Origin of the sequence: Pseudomonas lurida (assembly GCF_013522705.1) — a bacterium.
GTDB lineage: Bacteria > Pseudomonadota > Gammaproteobacteria > Pseudomonadales > Pseudomonadaceae > Aquipseudomonas > Aquipseudomonas quebecensis.
The window spans coordinates 21,492-36,846 of sequence record NZ_JAAMRE010000014.1 but is presented as its reverse complement, the minus strand read 5'-3'; the positions used below and the strand labels follow the sequence as shown (position 1 = coordinate 36,846).

Here is a 15,355-nt window from a genome sequence, read left to right as displayed (position 1 = left end):
CCCGCCAGCGAACGAGTGCCCATGCCCAACACCGCCCCCTCCTCCCTGTCGATCACCTTGCAGATCGTCTCCATCGTGTTCTACACCTTTATCGCCTTTATCTGCATCGGCCTGCCGATCGCAGTCATCCCGGGCTATGTGCACGAGCAACTGGGTTTCAGCGCAGTGGTCGCCGGGTTGACCATCGGCTCGCAGTACTTGGCGACCTTGCTCAGCCGTCCCATGGCCGGGCGCATGTCGGACAACGTCGGCACCAAGCGCGCGATTGTGATGGGGCTGTCCGGCATTCTGGTCAGTGGCGTGCTGACATTTTTCGCGACGCTGCTGGAAAGCCTGCCCAGCTGGAGCCTGGGCATTCTGATCATCGCACGGCTGTTGCTGGGCGTGGCCCAGGGGCTGATCGGCGTGGGCACCATCAGTTGGTGCATGGGCCAGGTTGGCGTCGAGCATACGGCGCGTTCGATCTCCTGGAACGGCATCGCCTCATATGGCGCCATCGCCGTTGGCGCACCGCTGGGCGTGGTGATGGTCGCCGAGTACAGCTACAACAGCTTGGGGTTGGCACTCACGGTGCTGGCGGCGTTGGGCCTGGTGCTGATCCGCAACAAGCCATCGGTGCCGGTGGTACGCGGCGAACGTCTGCCGTTCTGGGCGGTGTTCGGGCGTATCGCCCCGTTCGGCACCAGCTTGTGCCTGGCCTCCATCGGCTACGGCACCCTCACCACCTTTATCACCTTGTACTACCTCAATCGCGGCTGGGTCGGCGCGGCGTATTGCCTGACGGTGTTCGGGGTGTGCTTTATTCTCGCGCGGCTGCTGTTTATCTCAGCCATCAGCCGTTTCGGCGGCTTTCGCGCGGCGATTGCGTGCATGAGCATCGAGACCCTCGGGCTGACCCTGCTGTGGTTGGCGCCCAGCACCGGCGTGGCGCTGATCGGCGCCGGGCTGACCGGGCTGGGCTTGTCGCTGGTGTACCCGGCGCTGGGTGTGGAGGCGATCAAACAAGTGCCCAACAGCAGTCGCGGCGCCGGCTTGAGTGCCTATGCGGTGTTCTTCGACCTGGCCCTGGCGATTGCCGGGCCACTGATGGGCTTTGTCGCGCTGAACCTGGGCTACGGCTGGATCTTCTTCTGCGCGGCGCTGCTGTCGGTGGCGGCGCTGGGCCTGAGCGTGCTGCTCAAGCGACGCGCTTACTGATCCGCGGTCTGCAAGCCCGCACGGCTGGGCTCGCTGAGGGTATGACTGAAAAACCGCCCGGCCTCGGAAATCAGGTCGCGATGAATGCCTTCACGGTCAACCCCGTCGGCATCGGTGCACACCGCAGGCATGGCCGCCAACTGATCGCTGTCGCACGGGGCCATGAAGACGAAGTGCCCGGCCCCGGCCAGCAATTTGAAATCCGGCGGTTCCGGCAGCTTGCGTGCCAGCGCCGCGGCATTCTTGTCCACCGCCACCAGTTTGTCGCCGTCGCCACTGTAGAGCAGCACCGGCACATGCACGTCCGCCAGGGTATGACGACCGAACATCAGGCTCAGGGGCGCCATCAGCATTAATGCGTGGATGCGAGGGTCGGCCTGGGGCTGCAGATCGTCGCGGTCCACCACCAGCTCGCCCTTGGTGGTGCAGGCGTCGCGGTCTTCGGGGCGCTCCTGGCAATAGCGGCGCAGGCGGTCGAAATCCGGCTTGGCCCCGGCCAGGATCAATGCGGTCTCGCCGCCGGCCGAGTAACCGATCACACCGACCTGGTCGACATCCACGAACGGTGACAGCATCGGGTCGCTCAATGTGGCGGTGATCGCTTCGGAAATCTGAATCGGACGCCCATACAGGTTGCTCACGGTGCCCAGGCGGCTGTGATCCTTATAGTTGTCGCCGGGGTGCAAAACCGCCACCACCACAAAGCCTTTGCGTGCCAGGGACGTCGCCAGGTCATGCAGCGCCAGCGGCGTACCGGTATTGCCGTGGGACAGCATCAGCATCGGGAAACGTCCGATGGCGATTTTGGAGTCTTCGGTAGCGGCGACATGGTACGCACCGACCTGGGTACTGTGCTCCAGACCGGTGGAGGGGTAGAACGCGATGGCCTTCATCGGCTGCAGGTCGAGCGGGTCGAGAAAACTCATGCGATGAAAACCCACACTCCAATGGGGGTGCGGTGCGGGCGCGGCCTGCACTGAAACCAGGCCGCCGAGCAGGGAAAGAACCATAACAGCACAAAGACGCATCATGGGGATGTCCACCTTTGCTGCGTGAGAACCGACATGTCGAATAAAAGTCCAGGCATTGAACCCACGCTTGCACAAGCCGGGCCACATTTTAATGACAGCGGGCAAACGAAAAAACTCCGTACTCCGGTCGCGTTCAGGCGAGCAGAATACAGAGTTTAGGCGCCCGGTTTCGGATTGAAACCGAGGCGAGGCGAAATTTACACAAGCCTTACGCGGCGGCGAACAATTGTTCGTTGATGAGTACGTTGGCGTCGCTCAGGGCTTTGCTGCGCACTTCGTCACCGTAGGCCAGGCCTTCGGCGCGTACGAACTCGATGTCGGTGATGCCAAGGAAGCCCAGTACCAGCCGCAGGTAGCCTTCATGGGCTGCGCCAGAGGTTTGTCCGGCGTGCAGGCCACCGGCCGTGGAGACGATGATGACTTTCTTGTCGCCGCACAGGCCTTCAGGGCCGGCTTCGGTGTAGCGGAAGGTCTGACCGGCCACCGCGATGCGGTCGATCCAGGCCTTGAGCTGGCTCGGGATGGTGAAGTTGTACATCGGCGCGCCGATCACCAGCGCGTCGGCGGCGAGGAATTCAGCCAGCGACGAAGCGCTCAGCTCGGCCTCGTGCTTTTGCGCGGCGTCGCGCAGTTCCTCGGCGGTGCCCAAGGCACCCAGGGTGGCGCCGGAAAAATGGTTGATGCCCTCGCTGGCCAGGTCGCGGTAAGTCACCTGCACGCCTGGCTCGGCGGCTTGCCACGCACGCACCACGGCGGCGCTGAGCGCACGGGAAGCCGAGTTGTCACCCAGAATGCTGGAATCGATATGCAACAGTTTCATGGCCATGCTCCAAATGAGATCAGGAATGTCGATCAGATGGTGCTAAGGCTACGCATCAAACCAATAGCCGATAAGACGCCTGAAATGCGATAGTTTGTCCCACTGACAGGACAATAGGCCACGCATGCAAGACCTGAACGATCTTTACTACTTCGCCAAAGTCGTCGAAGCCGGCGGCTTTGCCGCAGCCGGGCGGTTGCTGGGCATTCCCAAGTCGCGCCTGTCGCGGCGCATCGCCGAGCTGGAAGAGCGCCTCGGCGCACGCCTGCTGCAACGCACTACGCGGCAACTGACCCTCACCGCCGTCGGCGAACGTTACCTGCGCCACTGCCAGGCGATGCTGCTGGAAGCGGAGGCGGCCGACGAGGCCGTGGCCAGCATGTCCAGCCAGCCTCGGGGGCGCCTGCGCGTCAGTTGCCCGGTGGGGTTGGCGCAGCACATCCTGCCGGACCTGGTGGCGGGCTTTCTCGCCGCTCACCCCCAGGTGCAACTGGAGATGACCCTGGTTAACCGCCGCGTCGACCTGGTCGCCGAAGGCATTGATGTGGCCCTGCGTGTGCGCGAACTGGGCGATGAAGACCCACTGCTGGTGACCAAGCGCCTGCGCGCCGCACAGACAGCGCTGGTGGCCAGCCCGAGCTTCCTGCACGGTCGGTCGATCACCACCCTTGACGACCTCAAGCAACTGCCGATCCTCGGCGCGCTGGAGGCCGACCGCATGGTGCATCAACGCCTGCTTGACCCCCAGGGCAACGCTCACGACCTGGTGATGGAGGCGCGCCTGGGCATTGATGATTTTGTCGTGCGCAAGGCCAGCGCGATTATGGGCGTGGGCTTTACTGTGTTGCCCATGATGTACTGCGAAGAGGAGCTGGCCAGTGGCCGGCTGGTGCAATTGCTGCCGGAGTGGTCACTGCCGGGGGGCTGGCTGCAGGCGGTGTACCCGCACCGACGTGGCGTGCTGCCGGCGATTCGCGCGTGGATCGACTACCTGGAAGAAGGTTTCAAAAGCTGTGGAGATCGCCTGTTATGAGCCTGACTGAAACACAAGTCGCACATTTCTGCCTGGGCCTGCCCGGCGCGCGGGAAGATTACAAATGGGGTGGCGTGCGGGTGTTTTCGATTGCCGGCAACAAGATGTTCGCCCTGCAGAACCTGCGCGGCGACTCGCTGGCATTCAAGGTGGACCAGGACCTGTTTCTCGGCCATGTCGACCGTCCGGGTATTCATCCCGCGCCGTACCTGGCGCGCGCCCACTGGATCATCATGAATACGCCCTACCCGCTGGGCGACGATGAACTGCGCGGCCTGTTGCAACGCTCTCACCAACTGGTGGTCAGCAGGTTGCCCAAGCGCACGCAGATCGGGTTGAAGCTAGAGGATTGAGCCCAGGGTACCGCCCAGGAACAGCTGATCGAGCCAGAACACCTGGTGCAGCAGCACAATCACCCAGAACAGCACCTGGTAAGACACCTTACGCGTCTTGTGCCGGAACACTTGCTGAGCGATTAACGCGCCAGGCCAGCCGCCCGCCAGCTCGACGGCGTGCAGGACGTTTTCGGGGGTGCGCCAGCTGTCGGTGCGGGCTTTGAGTTTATCGCTCCAGTACAAGAAAAACGCCACCACGCTGACCACGCCATACGCCACCAGCGGCAACACGGTCTCGCCGCGATACCACAGCAGGCCCGCGCCCAGCAGCGGCGCCGCGCACAGCAGTACAAAGACCAGCGCCTTGAGGCGGGGATGCTGGATCGTCATGCCTTGGCGGCCGCCCAGTCGATCCAGCCGAACTGCCAGGTCGCCAGGATCAGCAGGCCGAACGCGATCCGGTACCAGGCGAACACCGCGTAGCTATGGCTGGCAATGAACTTGAGCAGGCCCTTGACCGCGATCATCGCGAAAATGAATGAGGTGACGAAGCCGATGGCGAACACCGGCAGGTCAGCCGGCTGGAACAGGTCGCGGTACTTGTAGCCCGAGTACACCGCCGCGCCCACCATGGTCGGCATGGCCAGGAAGAACGAAAACTCGGTGGCGGTCTTGCGCGACAGGCCGAACAACAGGCCGCCGATAATGGTTGCGCCGGAGCGCGAGGTGCCGGGAATCATCGCCAGGCACTGGGCAAACCCCACCTTCAGTGCATCCTTCCAGGTGATGTCATCCACTGTTTCGGCGTGCACTTCATGCTGGCGGCGCTCGGCCCACAGCATGATCAAACCACCCACTACCAACGCGGCGGCGACAGTGATCGGGTTGAACAGGTAATGGTGAATGGCATCGGCGAAAATCACCCCCAGCACCACCGCCGGCAAAAACGCGATCAGCAGGTTGGCGGTGAAACGCCGGGCCTTGGGTTGGGTTGGAAGGCCGGTAACCACATCGAAAATCTTGCCGCGAAACTCCCACACCACCGCGAGAATGGCGCCCAGCTGGATGATGATATTGAAAGCGTTGAAACGGTCGCCGGTGAAATCCAGCAAATCGGCCACGATGATCTGGTGGCCGGTGCTGGAGATCGGCAGGAACTCGGTGAGCCCCTCGACGACGCCCAGAATAAGTGCCTGTATGGCGGTCCAAAAATCCATGCTTCCCCCAAAGGTCATGCTTGGCGCATGCCCGGTTAGTCTTTTAATGGTTCACTGACGACGAGCGCGCTGAAGGCCCGGCGTTGACCATGGTCAATGCCGGTCTGCAAAAATTCTGTGAAAAATCAGGCAGTACTCAGGTTTTTCGATTTCAGGCCGAAAGCCTATCAGACAAGGCGTAAAAGTCGATGAAACGCCACAATTATAAAAAAGCCGGAGTGACAGGACGATGAACAGTTTGCGCAATATGTCGATCAGCCGGCGGCTTTGGCTGATCCTGATAGTCGCCGTGCTGATGCTGTTGGCTTTGGGTTTGCTGATGCTCAAGCAGATTCATGACGACCTTTACCAGGCCAAGCGCCTGCAGACCCAGCACGTGGTACAGACCGCCAGTGGGATCCTGGCGTTTTATCACGGCCTGGAAACCACCGGCGCGATGACCCGCGAAGCCGCGCAGAAACAGGCCCTCAGCGCCGTGCGGGGGCTGCGCTACGACCACGACGACTATTTCTGGATCAACGACCTCACGCCCGTGATGGTGATGCACCCGGCCAACCCCAAGCTCGACGGCCAGAACCTCTCGGCCATCCGCGACCCCGACGGTTTTGCCGTGTTCAACGAATTCGTGGCCCTGGCCAAGGCCAAGGGCGCCGGTATCGTCAACTATCGTTGGCCCAAGCCTGGGGCCGAAGCGCCGGTGGCCAAGACTTCGTATATCCAATTGTTCGAACCCTGGGGCTGGATTATCGGCTCCGGTGTGTATGTGGACGACGTGCAGGCCGAGTTCAACGGGCAGGTGTGGAAAGCCTCGATGATCGGCCTGGTGATCGCGCTGGTCATGGCCCTGCTGGTGACACTGATCGCCCGCAGCATCGTGCAGCCGTTGCAGGCTGCGGTGAACGCCATGGGCAATATCGCCAGCGGCGAAAGCGACCTGACCCGCAGCCTCGACACCCACGGGCGCGACGAAGTCACTCAACTGTCCCAGCACTTCAACAGCTTTACCGCCAAGCTGCGCCAGGTGGTCAGCCAGTTGCAGGCGTGCGCCAATGCCTTGGGCCAGTCGTCCCAGGAGTTGGGCAATAACGCCAGCCAGGCCCATGACCGCAGCCAGCAGCAGTCCCAGCAGATGGAACTGGTGGCCACCGCCATCAATGAAGTCACCTATGGCGTGCAGGACGTGGCCAAGAATGCCGAACACGCCGCCAGCGAAATGCGCGACGCCCAGGCCCAGGCGCAGCAGGGCCAGGTCAATATCGATGGCAGCCTGCAACGCATCGATCAGCTCTCCACCACCATCAGCCAGGCCGTGGACGTGATCCGCACCTTGTCCAGTGAAAGCACGCAGATCGGCGGCGTATTGGAAGTGATCCGCTCCATTGCCGACCAGACTAACCTGCTGGCGCTCAACGCCGCGATTGAAGCCGCGCGCGCCGGCGAGCAAGGCCGTGGCTTCGCCGTGGTGGCCGATGAAGTGCGCCTGCTGGCCCAGCGCACACAAAAATCCACCGCCGAGATCCAGGTGATGATCGAACGCCTGCAAGGTCATTCCGAAGCGGCGGTGAAGGTCATCAGCGACAGCCACAGCGCCTCGCAACTGACCATCGAACAGGCCGGTCTGGCGGGTGAAAGCCTGAACGCGATCGGCCAGGCGCTGCGCAACCTCAATGGTCTTAATGCATCTATCGCCAGTGCGACCTTGCAACAATCCCATGTCGTGGAGGACATCAACCAGAACGTCACCCAGGCAGCCAGTCTGTCCCATAGCACCGCCCTGGCGGCGGAACAGTCGAGTGTGGCCAGTGCGCAATTGCGCGGTCTGAGTGAACAACTCGACGGGCTGCTGCGTCAGTTCAAGGTCTAGCGCTACCCGCTGCGGGAGGGACGCGCGCCCTCCCCGGCGGCCTCTGAGTGTTTTGTAGATTCCCTCCCTCTGGTTACAATCCCCGCCTCTTTTACTCTCCCAAGGAACCGCCATGTCCGGGCTTGAACTATTCGCCTTTGCGCTGGGGGTGATCGCCGTCTGGCTGACGGTCAAGCAGAACCCCTGGTGCTGGCCCATCGGGCTGGTGATGGTGCTGCTCTCCACCTGGCTGTTCTACGAGGTGAAGCTGTATTCCGACATGCTGCTGCAGGTGGTCTACGCCGCGCTGCAAGTGTATGGCTGGTGGCAATGGACCCGCGCCGGCGAAGTCAAGCAAGGCCGCCTGGTGACTCGCCTGGGCGTGCCGGCCGTCCTGGCCAGCCTGGCGCTGGGCGCAGTCGGCAGCCTGTTGCTCGGCGCGGCAATGGCGCACTGGACCGACGCCGCGCAACCCTGGCTCGACGCCGCGCTCACCGGTTTCAGCCTGGTGGCGCAGGTATGGATGGCGCAGAAACGCGTGCAATGCTGGCCGTTGTGGATTTGCGTGGATGTGATCTTTGTCGGGCTGTTCCTCTACAAAGGCATGCACCTCATTGCCGCGCTGTATGCGCTGTTCACCGTGATCGCCGTGCAAGGCTGGCGCGAGTGGCGCGCCGACCCGGCGTTGCGCACATGAAAGTGGTGGTATTGGCCGGCCCGGAATCCAGCGGCAAAAGCTGGCTGGCGGCCCAATTGCAGGCGCAGTTCGGCGGGTTGATGGTCGGCGAGTACGTGCGGTATTTCATTGACCATCACCAACGCGATACCTGCCTGGCAGACATCCCGGCCATTGCCCGCGGCCAATTGGCCTGGGAAGACGCCGCCCGCGCCGAGCGCCCGGACCTGCTGATCCTCGACACCCACCTGCTGACCAACCGGCTATGGAGCCAGACCTTGTTCGGCGACTGTCCCGCCTGGCTTGAAGATGAGCTGCTGGCCCGTCACTACGACCTGCATCTGTTGCTGTCGCCCGACGATGTGGAATGGACCGCCGACGGCCAGCGCTGCCAGCCTTGCCTGGCGGACCGCCAGGCGTTTTTCCAGGCGGGCCTGGACTGGCTGCACCAGCATCAACAGCCCACCGTGGTGATCGGCGGCGATTGGGAGGAACGCCGGCAAGCGGCGTTCGCGGCGGTGGGAAAACTGCTCAACCAGCCTCTGTAACAGCGAACACGCCGACAGAGGCTGGGCGTGGATCAGTAGCCCAAGGACAAACCGGTATTACGACGCGGGTCATTGGCCCCATAGAACCGGTTGTTGCCCACCGGCTTGCCGCCCAGCGAAGGCGCGCCCACCAGGATCGCCGCCAAGTGGTTGGCGTCCTGCGGACCTGCGAACTTATGGCCCCAGCTCTCGAGGATTTTCTGGGTATCCGGGCTCACCGCAAACGTCTCCAGGTTGGTCGTCTCGGGCATCCACTGTTGGTGGAAGCGCGGCGCGTCCACCGCTTCCTGGATATTCATTTTGTAGTCGATCACGTTGAGGATCGTCAGCAACGTCGCGGTGATGATGCGGCTGCCGCCCGGCGTGCCCACCACCATCACGGCCTTGCCATCCTTGGTCACGATGGTCGGGCTCATGGATGACAGCGGCGCCTTGCCCGGTGCGATCGCATTGGCTTCGCCCTGCACCAGACCGTACATGTTCGGCACGCCGACCTTGACGGTGAAATCGTCCATTTCGTCATTGAGAATGACACCGGTCTTGCTTGCCATCACGCCGGCACCGAACCAGTCGTTAAGGGTGTAAGTGACCGAAACCGCATTGCCCCACTTGTCGACGATGGAATAGTGGGTGGTGTTATTGCCTTCATGGGGCGCCACACCGGGCTTGATCGCCTGGGAGTCGCCAGCCTTTTGCGGCTCGATGGCGGCGCGCAGCTTGGCGGCGTAGTCCTTGTCCAGCAGATGGTCGATGGGGTTTTGTACAAAATCCGGATCGCCCAGGTAGCTGTTGCGGTCCACGTAGGCGTGACGCATCGCTTCGATCTGGTAGTGCAGGCCCTGGGCCGAGTGGTAGCCCAGGTCGGCCATCGGGTAGCCTTCGAGGATGTTCATGATCTGGCAGATCACCACCCCACCGGAGCTGGGTGGCGGCGCCGAGACCACGTGGTAGCCGCGATAGTCGCATTCGATGGGCGCCAGTTCGCGGGTCTTGTACTTGTCCAGGTCGGCCTGGGTAATGATGCCCTTGCCGGCCTGGCTGGAATCCACCAATGCCTTGGCGACCCAGCCTTTATAGAAACCGTCGTTGCCTTTGGCGGAGATTTCCTTGAGGGTCCTGGCCAGGTCTTTCTGCACCAGTTTCTGGCCGACCTGCAGCGGCTGGCCGTTATGCAGGAAGATCCCGCGCAGGTCTTTGTCTTTTGCGAACTCTCCGGTGGCGGTGTGCAGCAGGTCGATATCGCCTTGCTCCAGGGCGAAGCCGTTTTCCGCCAGTTTGATCGCCGGGGCAATGACCTGGGCACGCTTGAGGGTGCCATATTTGCTCAAGGCCAACTCCATGCCGGAGACCGTACCAGGCACGCCGACCGCCAAATGGCCTTTGGCGCTCAGGCCCTCCACGACATTGCCGTCCTTGTCCAGGTACATATCGGCGGTGGCCGCCAGCGGCGCTTTCTCGCGGAAATCGAGGAAGGTCTTGCGGCCGTCGGCCAGTTGCACGGTCATGAAACCGCCGCCGCCCAGGTTGCCGGCGGCCGGGTACACCACCGCCAGCGCATAGCCCACGGCCACCGCCGCATCCACTGCGTTACCGCCGGCTTTAAGCACATCCACGCCCACGTGGGTGGCCAGATGCTGGGCCGTGACCACCATGCCGTTTTCACCGGCCACCGGGGCCTGGGACGCGGCGTGCACGCCGCTGACCGTCAACACCAGTGCAGTGGCAATCAATGTGCGGCTGAAGGGTTGGTATTTCATCCATGGCTACTCGGGTGATTGAGATGCACCAAAATAGCCCGACTCAGATCCCAGCCCCAGCGCAATGGCGTTTTTATTACAGAACTTGTCGGTCACGGGACGAAGCCATCAATATGCCTGCATCTTGCAAAGCGCGGCCCCGCTGCTGGCATCTGGCGGTTATCCCGTTAGAATCAGCTCCCCTGCCCTTTGAGACGAGCCGCCCATGAGCTTTGATTTCGACACGATCCACTCCCGCCTCGGCACCGGCAGCACCAAGTGGAGCCGTTACCCGGAAGACGTGTTGCCGATGTGGATCGCCGACATGGACATCGCCGCGCCGCCGGCGGTGCTGCAAGCCCTGCGCGAGCGTCTCGACCAGCAGATCCTCGGCTACAGCGTGGCCGGCCCGCAGGTGCGCCAGGCCATCGTCGACGACTTGTGGGCCAAGTACGCCTGGCGCGTGCTGCCCGAAGAACTGCTGTTCCTGCCCGGCGTCGAACCTGGCTTCAATATGGCGCTGCACGCCTTTGTGCAGCCCGGCCAACCGGTGGTGTTGCAAACCCCCAACTACCGGCCGATTCGTCTGGCGCCGGGCCACTGGAACCTGCCACGCATCGAAGTGCCGTTTGCATTCGAAAACGGTGAATACCTGACCCCGTTGCCCGCGATGCGTCAGGCACTGAATGGCGCGGGAGCGCTGCTGCTGAGCAACCCGCACAACCCCATCGGCAAAGTATTCCCACGCGAAGAACTGCTGGCCGTGGCGAACGCCTGCCTGGACAACGGTGCATTGATCATCAGCGACGAAATCCACGCCGAACTGTGCTTCGATGGCCGCCGCCACATCCCTACCGCCAGCTTGAGCCCGGCCATCGCACAGCGCACGATTACGCTGATGTCGGCGAGCAAGGCCTATAACGTCGCGGGCCTGAAAACCTGCTTTGCGGTGATCCAGAACGCCGAGATCCGCGAGCGTTTCAACAACGCGCGCTGCGGCATGGTCGACAGCGTCAGCCCCTTGGGCCTGGAAGCGACCCGCGCCGCTTACAGCCAATGCGGCGAGTGGCTCGACGCGCTGCTCGCGTACCTGCAGGCCAACCGCGACTATCTGATGACGGCGGTGCGCAGCCGCTTACCCGGCGTGGTGATGCATGCGCCGCAAGGTACCTTCCTGGCCTGGCTGGATTGCAGCGCTCTGGGCCTGGAAGATCCGCAGCAATTCTTCCTGGAACAGGCCAAGGTCGGTTTGAGCGCAGGCATTGAGTTTGGTGATGACAGCCAACAATTCGTGCGCCTGAATTTCGGCTGCCCACGGGCGATGCTGGAAGAAGGCCTGCAACGCATGGAGCGGGCGCTGCGCGAACGCTGAGAAACGAACCGTGGGGAGCGCCGCTCCCACGGTCGGGCCGTCTAGAGTTTGGCGATGGACACTTCGGTGGACTTCACAAAGGCAATCACTTCACTGCCCACTTTCAATTCCAGGTCGCGCACCGAGCGGGTGGTGATGACCGAGGTGACAATACCGGACGCGGTCTGCACGTCGATTTCCGACACCACCTCCCCTAGCAGGATTTCCTTGATCACACCCTTGAACTGGTTGCGCACGTTGATCGCTTTGATGGTCATGTCGGCTTTCCTGATGGCTGTTGGGTAATCCGCACGAATGCGCAGGGCCCCAACATGCGCCACGCCTTGATATATTAAAAGGAATAAATAACTATTTATTTATTCCTTTAGGAAATATACGCCTTCCAGGTATCAAGGCTTACGCGTTTGCCCCGGCAGCTGTCAGCGTTACCCAATAGCGCGTGCGCGCGTGGACCTCAAAACCCAAGGTCGAGGCCAGCAAACCCAGGACGCTGTCAGTGTCGTCCAACCGAAAACTCCCGGTAACGCGCAGCGTTTCAAGGCTGGGGTCCCAGCGCAGCACGCCGGGACGGTAGCGTTCAAGTTCGCGTAAAAAATCTCCCAGGGCTTGGTTCTGCGCGGTCAGCACGCCGTCGCGCCAGCCCAGTTGCAATACGTCGAACGGCAGCGATGCGCCCAGACCGGTGGCATTCAATGGCGCTTGCTGGCCACCCCGCAGCGTGGACACCTGCCCGTTCGCATCACGCACCTGCACCGCGCCTTTGAGCACCGAGACGCGGCAGCCGGCGGCCAGTTGCCGCACGCAGACGTCGGCCTGGCTGACCCGCAGTTGCCCGTAACGGGTGTAAACCGTCATTGCAGCCGCACCAGGCACGTTCAGCGCCAGCTCGCCGTCAACCAGGGTGACGTGTCGCTGTGCCAGGTCTACATCCACTGCCGTGGCGGTATTGAGTTGCAGGCTGGCGCCATCAGCCAATGGCAGGCGTTGGCGTTCGCCGGTGGCGGTGCGCACATCGGCGCGCCAGGCTTCGAGAGGCAACTGACGGCTGATCAGCCACGCCGTGGGCACCAGGGCGGCCACTCCCAACGCACGCTTGAGCACCGCGCGCCGCCCTGGCTGCGGGCGGTCAAGGCTGGCCATCGCCAGGGCCGGGGGCAAGTTACTGAAGCGCTGGCGCAAGGTCTGGGCTTTTTGCCAGGTCTGCTCGTGCTGGGGATGGCTGTCGCGCCAATGTTGCAGCGCGGCATGATCGCGCTCGGTGGCCGCGCCGGACTCCAGCAACGCCAGCCACTGCGCCGCCGCGCGCGCTACGTCTCGGCTCACAGCGCCACCAGCAGACAATGTTCGTAGGCCTGGGCCATGTAGCGTTTGACGGTGCGCTCGGACACATCAAGGCGTTCGGCGATCTCGCGATAACCCAGGCCTTCCAATTGACTCCACAGAAAGGCACGGCGCACGAGCACCGGCAAACCGTCGAGCAGTTCATCCAGCGCCTGCAGGGTTTCCAGCAGCAGCCAGCGCTGTTCGGGCGACGGCACGCTGGCTTCGGGCAAGGTGGACAGGGCATTCAGGTAGGCCTGTTCGAGGCTGCGCCGCTGATGGAAATTGACCAGCAAACGCTTGCCTACCGTTACCAGGTACGCGCGTGGTTCGTGCACCTGCGCAATCGGCTGGGCACTGGCCAACACCCGCAGAAATGTATCCTGGCTCAGGTCCGCCGCATCCCAGGCGTTGCCCAGCCGCCGGCGCAGCCAGTTTTCCAGCCAACTGCGGTGGTCACGGTACAAGCTCGACAGCGTCGGTTCGGGGGCGTGCGTAGGGACAACGGCATCATTCATGGCAAGCAACCTGCGCGGCGCGAGTGAGTCTCAAATGAGATTCATTCTATTTAATATCGCGCCGCTATACCACGAACTTTTCCTACATGCTTCTGTAAAAGCTTGCCACGGGTTTTACGTGCGAGATAACCGGTCCGGTTTTGCGCATTCAGGCAACTCGCTGCGGTTTCATTAGAAGCCGCGCTTGCGCAACCACTGCAAAAAGCCTTTTTTTACCGGCACCACCGGCGCTTCCTGGGTCAGGGCCTGGGCGGCGTGTACGCGGAAATCCAGCAGGGTTTTCATCGCGTCGCCGATATCGTGTCGGGCATCCAGACATGGGGTCAGGTATTCCTTCTCGATGCGGTACAGGGTGCAGAAGGTTTTGGCGGTGAAATCCGCCAGGGTTGCCTCGTCGGACAGGATGCCCGCCTCGCCGATCACCTCGCCCGGACCCATGCGCCCGGCCTCGAACTTGTGCCCGCCCTTGGTGAGCATCACCGACACCACGCCGGACTCGACAATAAACAAATGGTCGCTGACCTCGCCCGCCGGCAGGATCATCTCGCCGGCGCGGTAGGTGCTCAGGGTCATGTTCTGGCTGAAGGTTTCCTTTTCTTCCTGGCGCAGGGTGGAAAAAATCGTCGAGCTGTCCAACAGCGCCCGTGCGCGGGAAGTCACCACCGGGGCCGCGCTTTCGGAGGCCGACAACAGACTCACGCCCGCCGCCTGCAGGTGGCGGAAAGCCAGGTCATACAGCTGATTGCGCACCTCACGTTTGAGCGGCATCGCCGGCACGAACCCGCTGATCTCGTATTCCACCCCGCCACTGGCGGACGTTTTGAACGCCACGCTGGGCGCCGGCTTGGCCAGCAGCGGACGACAGCCCTGCATGGCGCGCTCCAACGCTTCGATCACCGTTTGCGGGCGCGCATGGGGGCTGACCTGCAGGCTGACCGCCAGCCCGAACATATCCGCCGGGCGCGAGAAATTGATGATCTTGGCCTTGGCCGCCAGGGAATTGGGGATCACCGCCATGCTGCCCTGGGAAGTTTGCAGCCGAGTGGCGCGCCAGTCGATATCGGTGACGCGACCTTCGGTGCCGTCGATGGAGATCCAGTCATCCAGCTGGTAGGGCTTGGTGGTGTTGAGCACGATCCCGGAAAACACGTCGCTCAAAGTGCTTTGCAGCGCCAGGCCGACAATGATCGCCACCGCGCCGGACGTGGCGAGCACGCCTTTGACCGGCAGATCGAGCACATAGGCCATGGCGGCGATAATTGCGATGAGGAAAATCACCGCCCCCATCAAATCCTGCAACAACCGCCCGGTATGACCGACCCGCTGCATCATCAACGCGCCCAGCAGCACGGTGAGCGTGCGCGCCGCGAACAGCCACCAGCCGATCTGCAACGCCGTGGCAGCCAGATGCAGCGCCGTGTCATCGGCATAGGGGGCCAACTGCATAGGGTTCATGCCGTCGTTGAACAGCACGGCGCTGAACACCGCAAAAATGACCAAGCGCGCCGCCAACTTCCAGTTGGCCAGGTTGGGAGAAATAAGGCGCCACACGGCGATGTCAATCAGGATCAGCGCCAAAGCGCACAGCATCGGGTGGTCAGCGATAAACGAGGGCATCCAGGCGACTCCAGGGCGAATGACGGGAAGATCGCATGAAATGAGCCTATCGGAAACAAATTGTGTCGTGACGCCCCCTCGGTGTTCTGCGC

The 15,355-nt window shown here is 62.6% G+C and carries 16 protein-coding genes and 1 pseudogene; 8 read left to right on the top strand and 9 right to left on the bottom strand.

The features are described from left to right. Nucleotides 1–21 precede the first annotated feature (21 nt). Nucleotides 22–1,197, top strand: a complete 1,176-nt coding sequence (locus tag G7025_RS13485) for an MFS transporter (RefSeq protein WP_181079691.1) — start codon at nt 22–24, stop codon at nt 1,195–1,197. Here G7025_RS13485 and G7025_RS13480 read toward each other — a convergent pair. Together G7025_RS13480 and G7025_RS13475 are read right to left on the bottom strand one after the other, a co-directional pair. Continuing rightward, nucleotides 1,191–2,228: an alpha/beta hydrolase family protein gene (locus tag G7025_RS13480; protein ID WP_181079690.1), complete on the bottom strand. Its 1,038-nt coding sequence runs from the start codon at nt 2,226–2,228 to the stop codon at nt 1,191–1,193. The two genes, G7025_RS13485 and G7025_RS13480, sit on opposite strands and share 7 nt — an antisense overlap. A gap of 208 nt (nt 2,229–2,436) precedes the next feature. Continuing rightward, on the bottom strand, nt 2,437–3,048 hold the full coding sequence (locus tag G7025_RS13475) for an FMN-dependent NADH-azoreductase (protein ID WP_181079689.1): 612 nt from the start codon (nt 3,046–3,048) through the stop codon (nt 2,437–2,439). Between the two features lie 124 nt (nt 3,049–3,172). Here G7025_RS13475 and G7025_RS13470 point away from each other — a divergent pair, with 124 nt between their 5' ends. Together G7025_RS13470 and G7025_RS13465 are read left to right on the top strand one after the other, a co-directional pair. Further along, a complete protein-coding gene (locus G7025_RS13470) occupies nt 3,173–4,081 on the top strand; it encodes a LysR substrate-binding domain-containing protein (RefSeq protein WP_181079688.1) in 909 nt (302 codons plus the stop codon). Beyond that, complete coding sequence (locus G7025_RS13465; protein ID WP_181079687.1) at nt 4,078–4,434, top strand: MmcQ/YjbR family DNA-binding protein; 357 nt, start codon at nt 4,078–4,080, stop codon at nt 4,432–4,434. Before G7025_RS13470 ends, G7025_RS13465 begins: the two co-directional genes overlap by 4 nt. Here G7025_RS13465 and G7025_RS13460 read toward each other — a convergent pair. Both G7025_RS13460 and G7025_RS13455 read right to left on the bottom strand, forming a co-directional pair. Beyond that, nucleotides 4,423–4,806 carry a DUF1294 domain-containing protein gene (locus G7025_RS13460; RefSeq protein ID WP_181079686.1) on the bottom strand — a complete coding sequence of 128 codons (384 nt, stop codon included), beginning with the start codon at nt 4,804–4,806 and terminating at the stop codon, nt 4,423–4,425. The two genes, G7025_RS13465 and G7025_RS13460, sit on opposite strands and share 12 nt — an antisense overlap. Next, complete coding sequence (locus G7025_RS13455) at nt 4,803–5,633, bottom strand: undecaprenyl-diphosphate phosphatase (protein ID WP_181079685.1); 831 nt, start codon at nt 5,631–5,633, stop codon at nt 4,803–4,805. The genes G7025_RS13460 and G7025_RS13455 overlap by 4 nt, the downstream gene beginning before the upstream one ends. A 229-nt stretch (nt 5,634–5,862) precedes the next feature. Between G7025_RS13455 and G7025_RS27100 the strand changes: the two are divergent. The 4 genes and pseudogenes from G7025_RS27100 to G7025_RS13440 all read left to right on the top strand — a co-directional run. Then, nucleotides 5,863–6,642 (top strand): annotated as a pseudogene (locus tag G7025_RS27100) (cache domain-containing protein); the annotation flags it as partial. 120 nt (nt 6,643–6,762) lie between these two features. Further along, on the top strand, nt 6,763–7,497 hold the full coding sequence (locus G7025_RS27095; RefSeq protein ID WP_370694773.1) for a methyl-accepting chemotaxis protein: 735 nt from the start codon (nt 6,763–6,765) through the stop codon (nt 7,495–7,497). 112 nt (nt 7,498–7,609) lie between these two features. Beyond that, nucleotides 7,610–8,173, top strand: a complete 564-nt coding sequence (pnuC, locus tag G7025_RS13445; protein ID WP_181079683.1) for a nicotinamide riboside transporter PnuC — start codon at nt 7,610–7,612, stop codon at nt 8,171–8,173. Further along, complete coding sequence (locus G7025_RS13440) at nt 8,170–8,700, top strand: AAA family ATPase (protein ID WP_181079682.1); 531 nt, start codon at nt 8,170–8,172, stop codon at nt 8,698–8,700. Before pnuC ends, G7025_RS13440 begins: the two co-directional genes overlap by 4 nt. A gap of 32 nt (nt 8,701–8,732) precedes the next feature. Here the strand turns inward: G7025_RS13440 and ggt are convergent, their stop codons facing one another. Then, nucleotides 8,733–10,457 (bottom strand): gamma-glutamyltransferase, encoded by a 1,725-nt coding sequence (ggt, locus tag G7025_RS13435; RefSeq protein ID WP_181079681.1) that lies wholly within the window; start codon nt 10,455–10,457, stop codon nt 8,733–8,735. Nucleotides 10,458–10,662: 205 nt separating this feature from the next. Between ggt and G7025_RS13430 the strand changes: the two genes are divergently transcribed. Continuing rightward, the gene (locus G7025_RS13430; protein ID WP_181079680.1) at nt 10,663–11,808 is read left to right on the top strand and encodes a MalY/PatB family protein; all 1,146 of its coding nucleotides are present in this window, start codon (nt 10,663–10,665) and stop codon (nt 11,806–11,808) included. A gap of 41 nt (nt 11,809–11,849) precedes the next feature. Here the strand turns inward: G7025_RS13430 and G7025_RS13425 are convergent, their stop codons facing one another. From G7025_RS13425 to G7025_RS13410, 4 genes are all read right to left on the bottom strand, one after another. Next, a complete protein-coding gene (locus G7025_RS13425; protein ID WP_003173733.1) occupies nt 11,850–12,065 on the bottom strand; it encodes a TOBE domain-containing protein in 216 nt (71 codons plus the stop codon). A gap of 139 nt (nt 12,066–12,204) precedes the next feature. Continuing rightward, a complete protein-coding gene (locus tag G7025_RS13420; protein WP_181079679.1) occupies nt 12,205–13,131 on the bottom strand; it encodes a FecR domain-containing protein in 927 nt (308 codons plus the stop codon). Beyond that, nucleotides 13,128–13,646, bottom strand: a complete 519-nt coding sequence (locus G7025_RS13415; RefSeq protein ID WP_181079678.1) for a sigma-70 family RNA polymerase sigma factor — start codon at nt 13,644–13,646, stop codon at nt 13,128–13,130. Before G7025_RS13415 ends, G7025_RS13420 begins: the two co-directional genes overlap by 4 nt. Nucleotides 13,647–13,817: 171 nt before the next feature. Then, nucleotides 13,818–15,263 carry a mechanosensitive ion channel family protein gene (locus tag G7025_RS13410; protein ID WP_181079677.1) on the bottom strand — a complete coding sequence of 482 codons (1,446 nt, stop codon included), beginning with the start codon at nt 15,261–15,263 and terminating at the stop codon, nt 13,818–13,820. Between the last annotated feature and the right edge of the window lie 92 nt (nt 15,264–15,355).

Bases quoted from the DNA above. Each gene is read 5' to 3' on its own strand.
- G7025_RS13485 (WP_181079691.1), top strand. From the start codon at position 22: ATGCCCAACACCGCCCCCTCCTCCCTGTCGATCACCTTGCAGATCGTC.
- G7025_RS13480 (WP_181079690.1), bottom strand. From the start codon at position 2,228: ATGATGCGTCTTTGTGCTGTTATGGTTCTTTCCCTGCTCGGCGGCCTG.
- G7025_RS13475 (WP_181079689.1), bottom strand. From the start codon at position 3,048: ATGAAACTGTTGCATATCGATTCCAGCATTCTGGGTGACAACTCGGCT.
- G7025_RS13470 (WP_181079688.1), top strand. From the start codon at position 3,173: ATGCAAGACCTGAACGATCTTTACTACTTCGCCAAAGTCGTCGAAGCC.
- G7025_RS13465 (WP_181079687.1), top strand. From the start codon at position 4,078: ATGAGCCTGACTGAAACACAAGTCGCACATTTCTGCCTGGGCCTGCCC.
- G7025_RS13460 (WP_181079686.1), bottom strand. From the start codon at position 4,806: ATGACGATCCAGCATCCCCGCCTCAAGGCGCTGGTCTTTGTACTGCTG.
- G7025_RS13455 (WP_181079685.1), bottom strand. From the start codon at position 5,633: ATGGATTTTTGGACCGCCATACAGGCACTTATTCTGGGCGTCGTCGAG.
- G7025_RS27095 (WP_370694773.1), top strand. From the start codon at position 6,763: ATGGAACTGGTGGCCACCGCCATCAATGAAGTCACCTATGGCGTGCAG.
- pnuC (WP_181079683.1), top strand. From the start codon at position 7,610: ATGTCCGGGCTTGAACTATTCGCCTTTGCGCTGGGGGTGATCGCCGTC.
- G7025_RS13440 (WP_181079682.1), top strand. From the start codon at position 8,170: ATGAAAGTGGTGGTATTGGCCGGCCCGGAATCCAGCGGCAAAAGCTGG.
- ggt (WP_181079681.1), bottom strand. From the start codon at position 10,457: ATGAAATACCAACCCTTCAGCCGCACATTGATTGCCACTGCACTGGTG.
- G7025_RS13430 (WP_181079680.1), top strand. From the start codon at position 10,663: ATGAGCTTTGATTTCGACACGATCCACTCCCGCCTCGGCACCGGCAGC.
- G7025_RS13425 (WP_003173733.1), bottom strand. From the start codon at position 12,065: ATGACCATCAAAGCGATCAACGTGCGCAACCAGTTCAAGGGTGTGATC.
- G7025_RS13415 (WP_181079678.1), bottom strand. From the start codon at position 13,646: ATGAATGATGCCGTTGTCCCTACGCACGCCCCCGAACCGACGCTGTCG.
- G7025_RS13410 (WP_181079677.1), bottom strand. From the start codon at position 15,263: ATGCCCTCGTTTATCGCTGACCACCCGATGCTGTGCGCTTTGGCGCTG.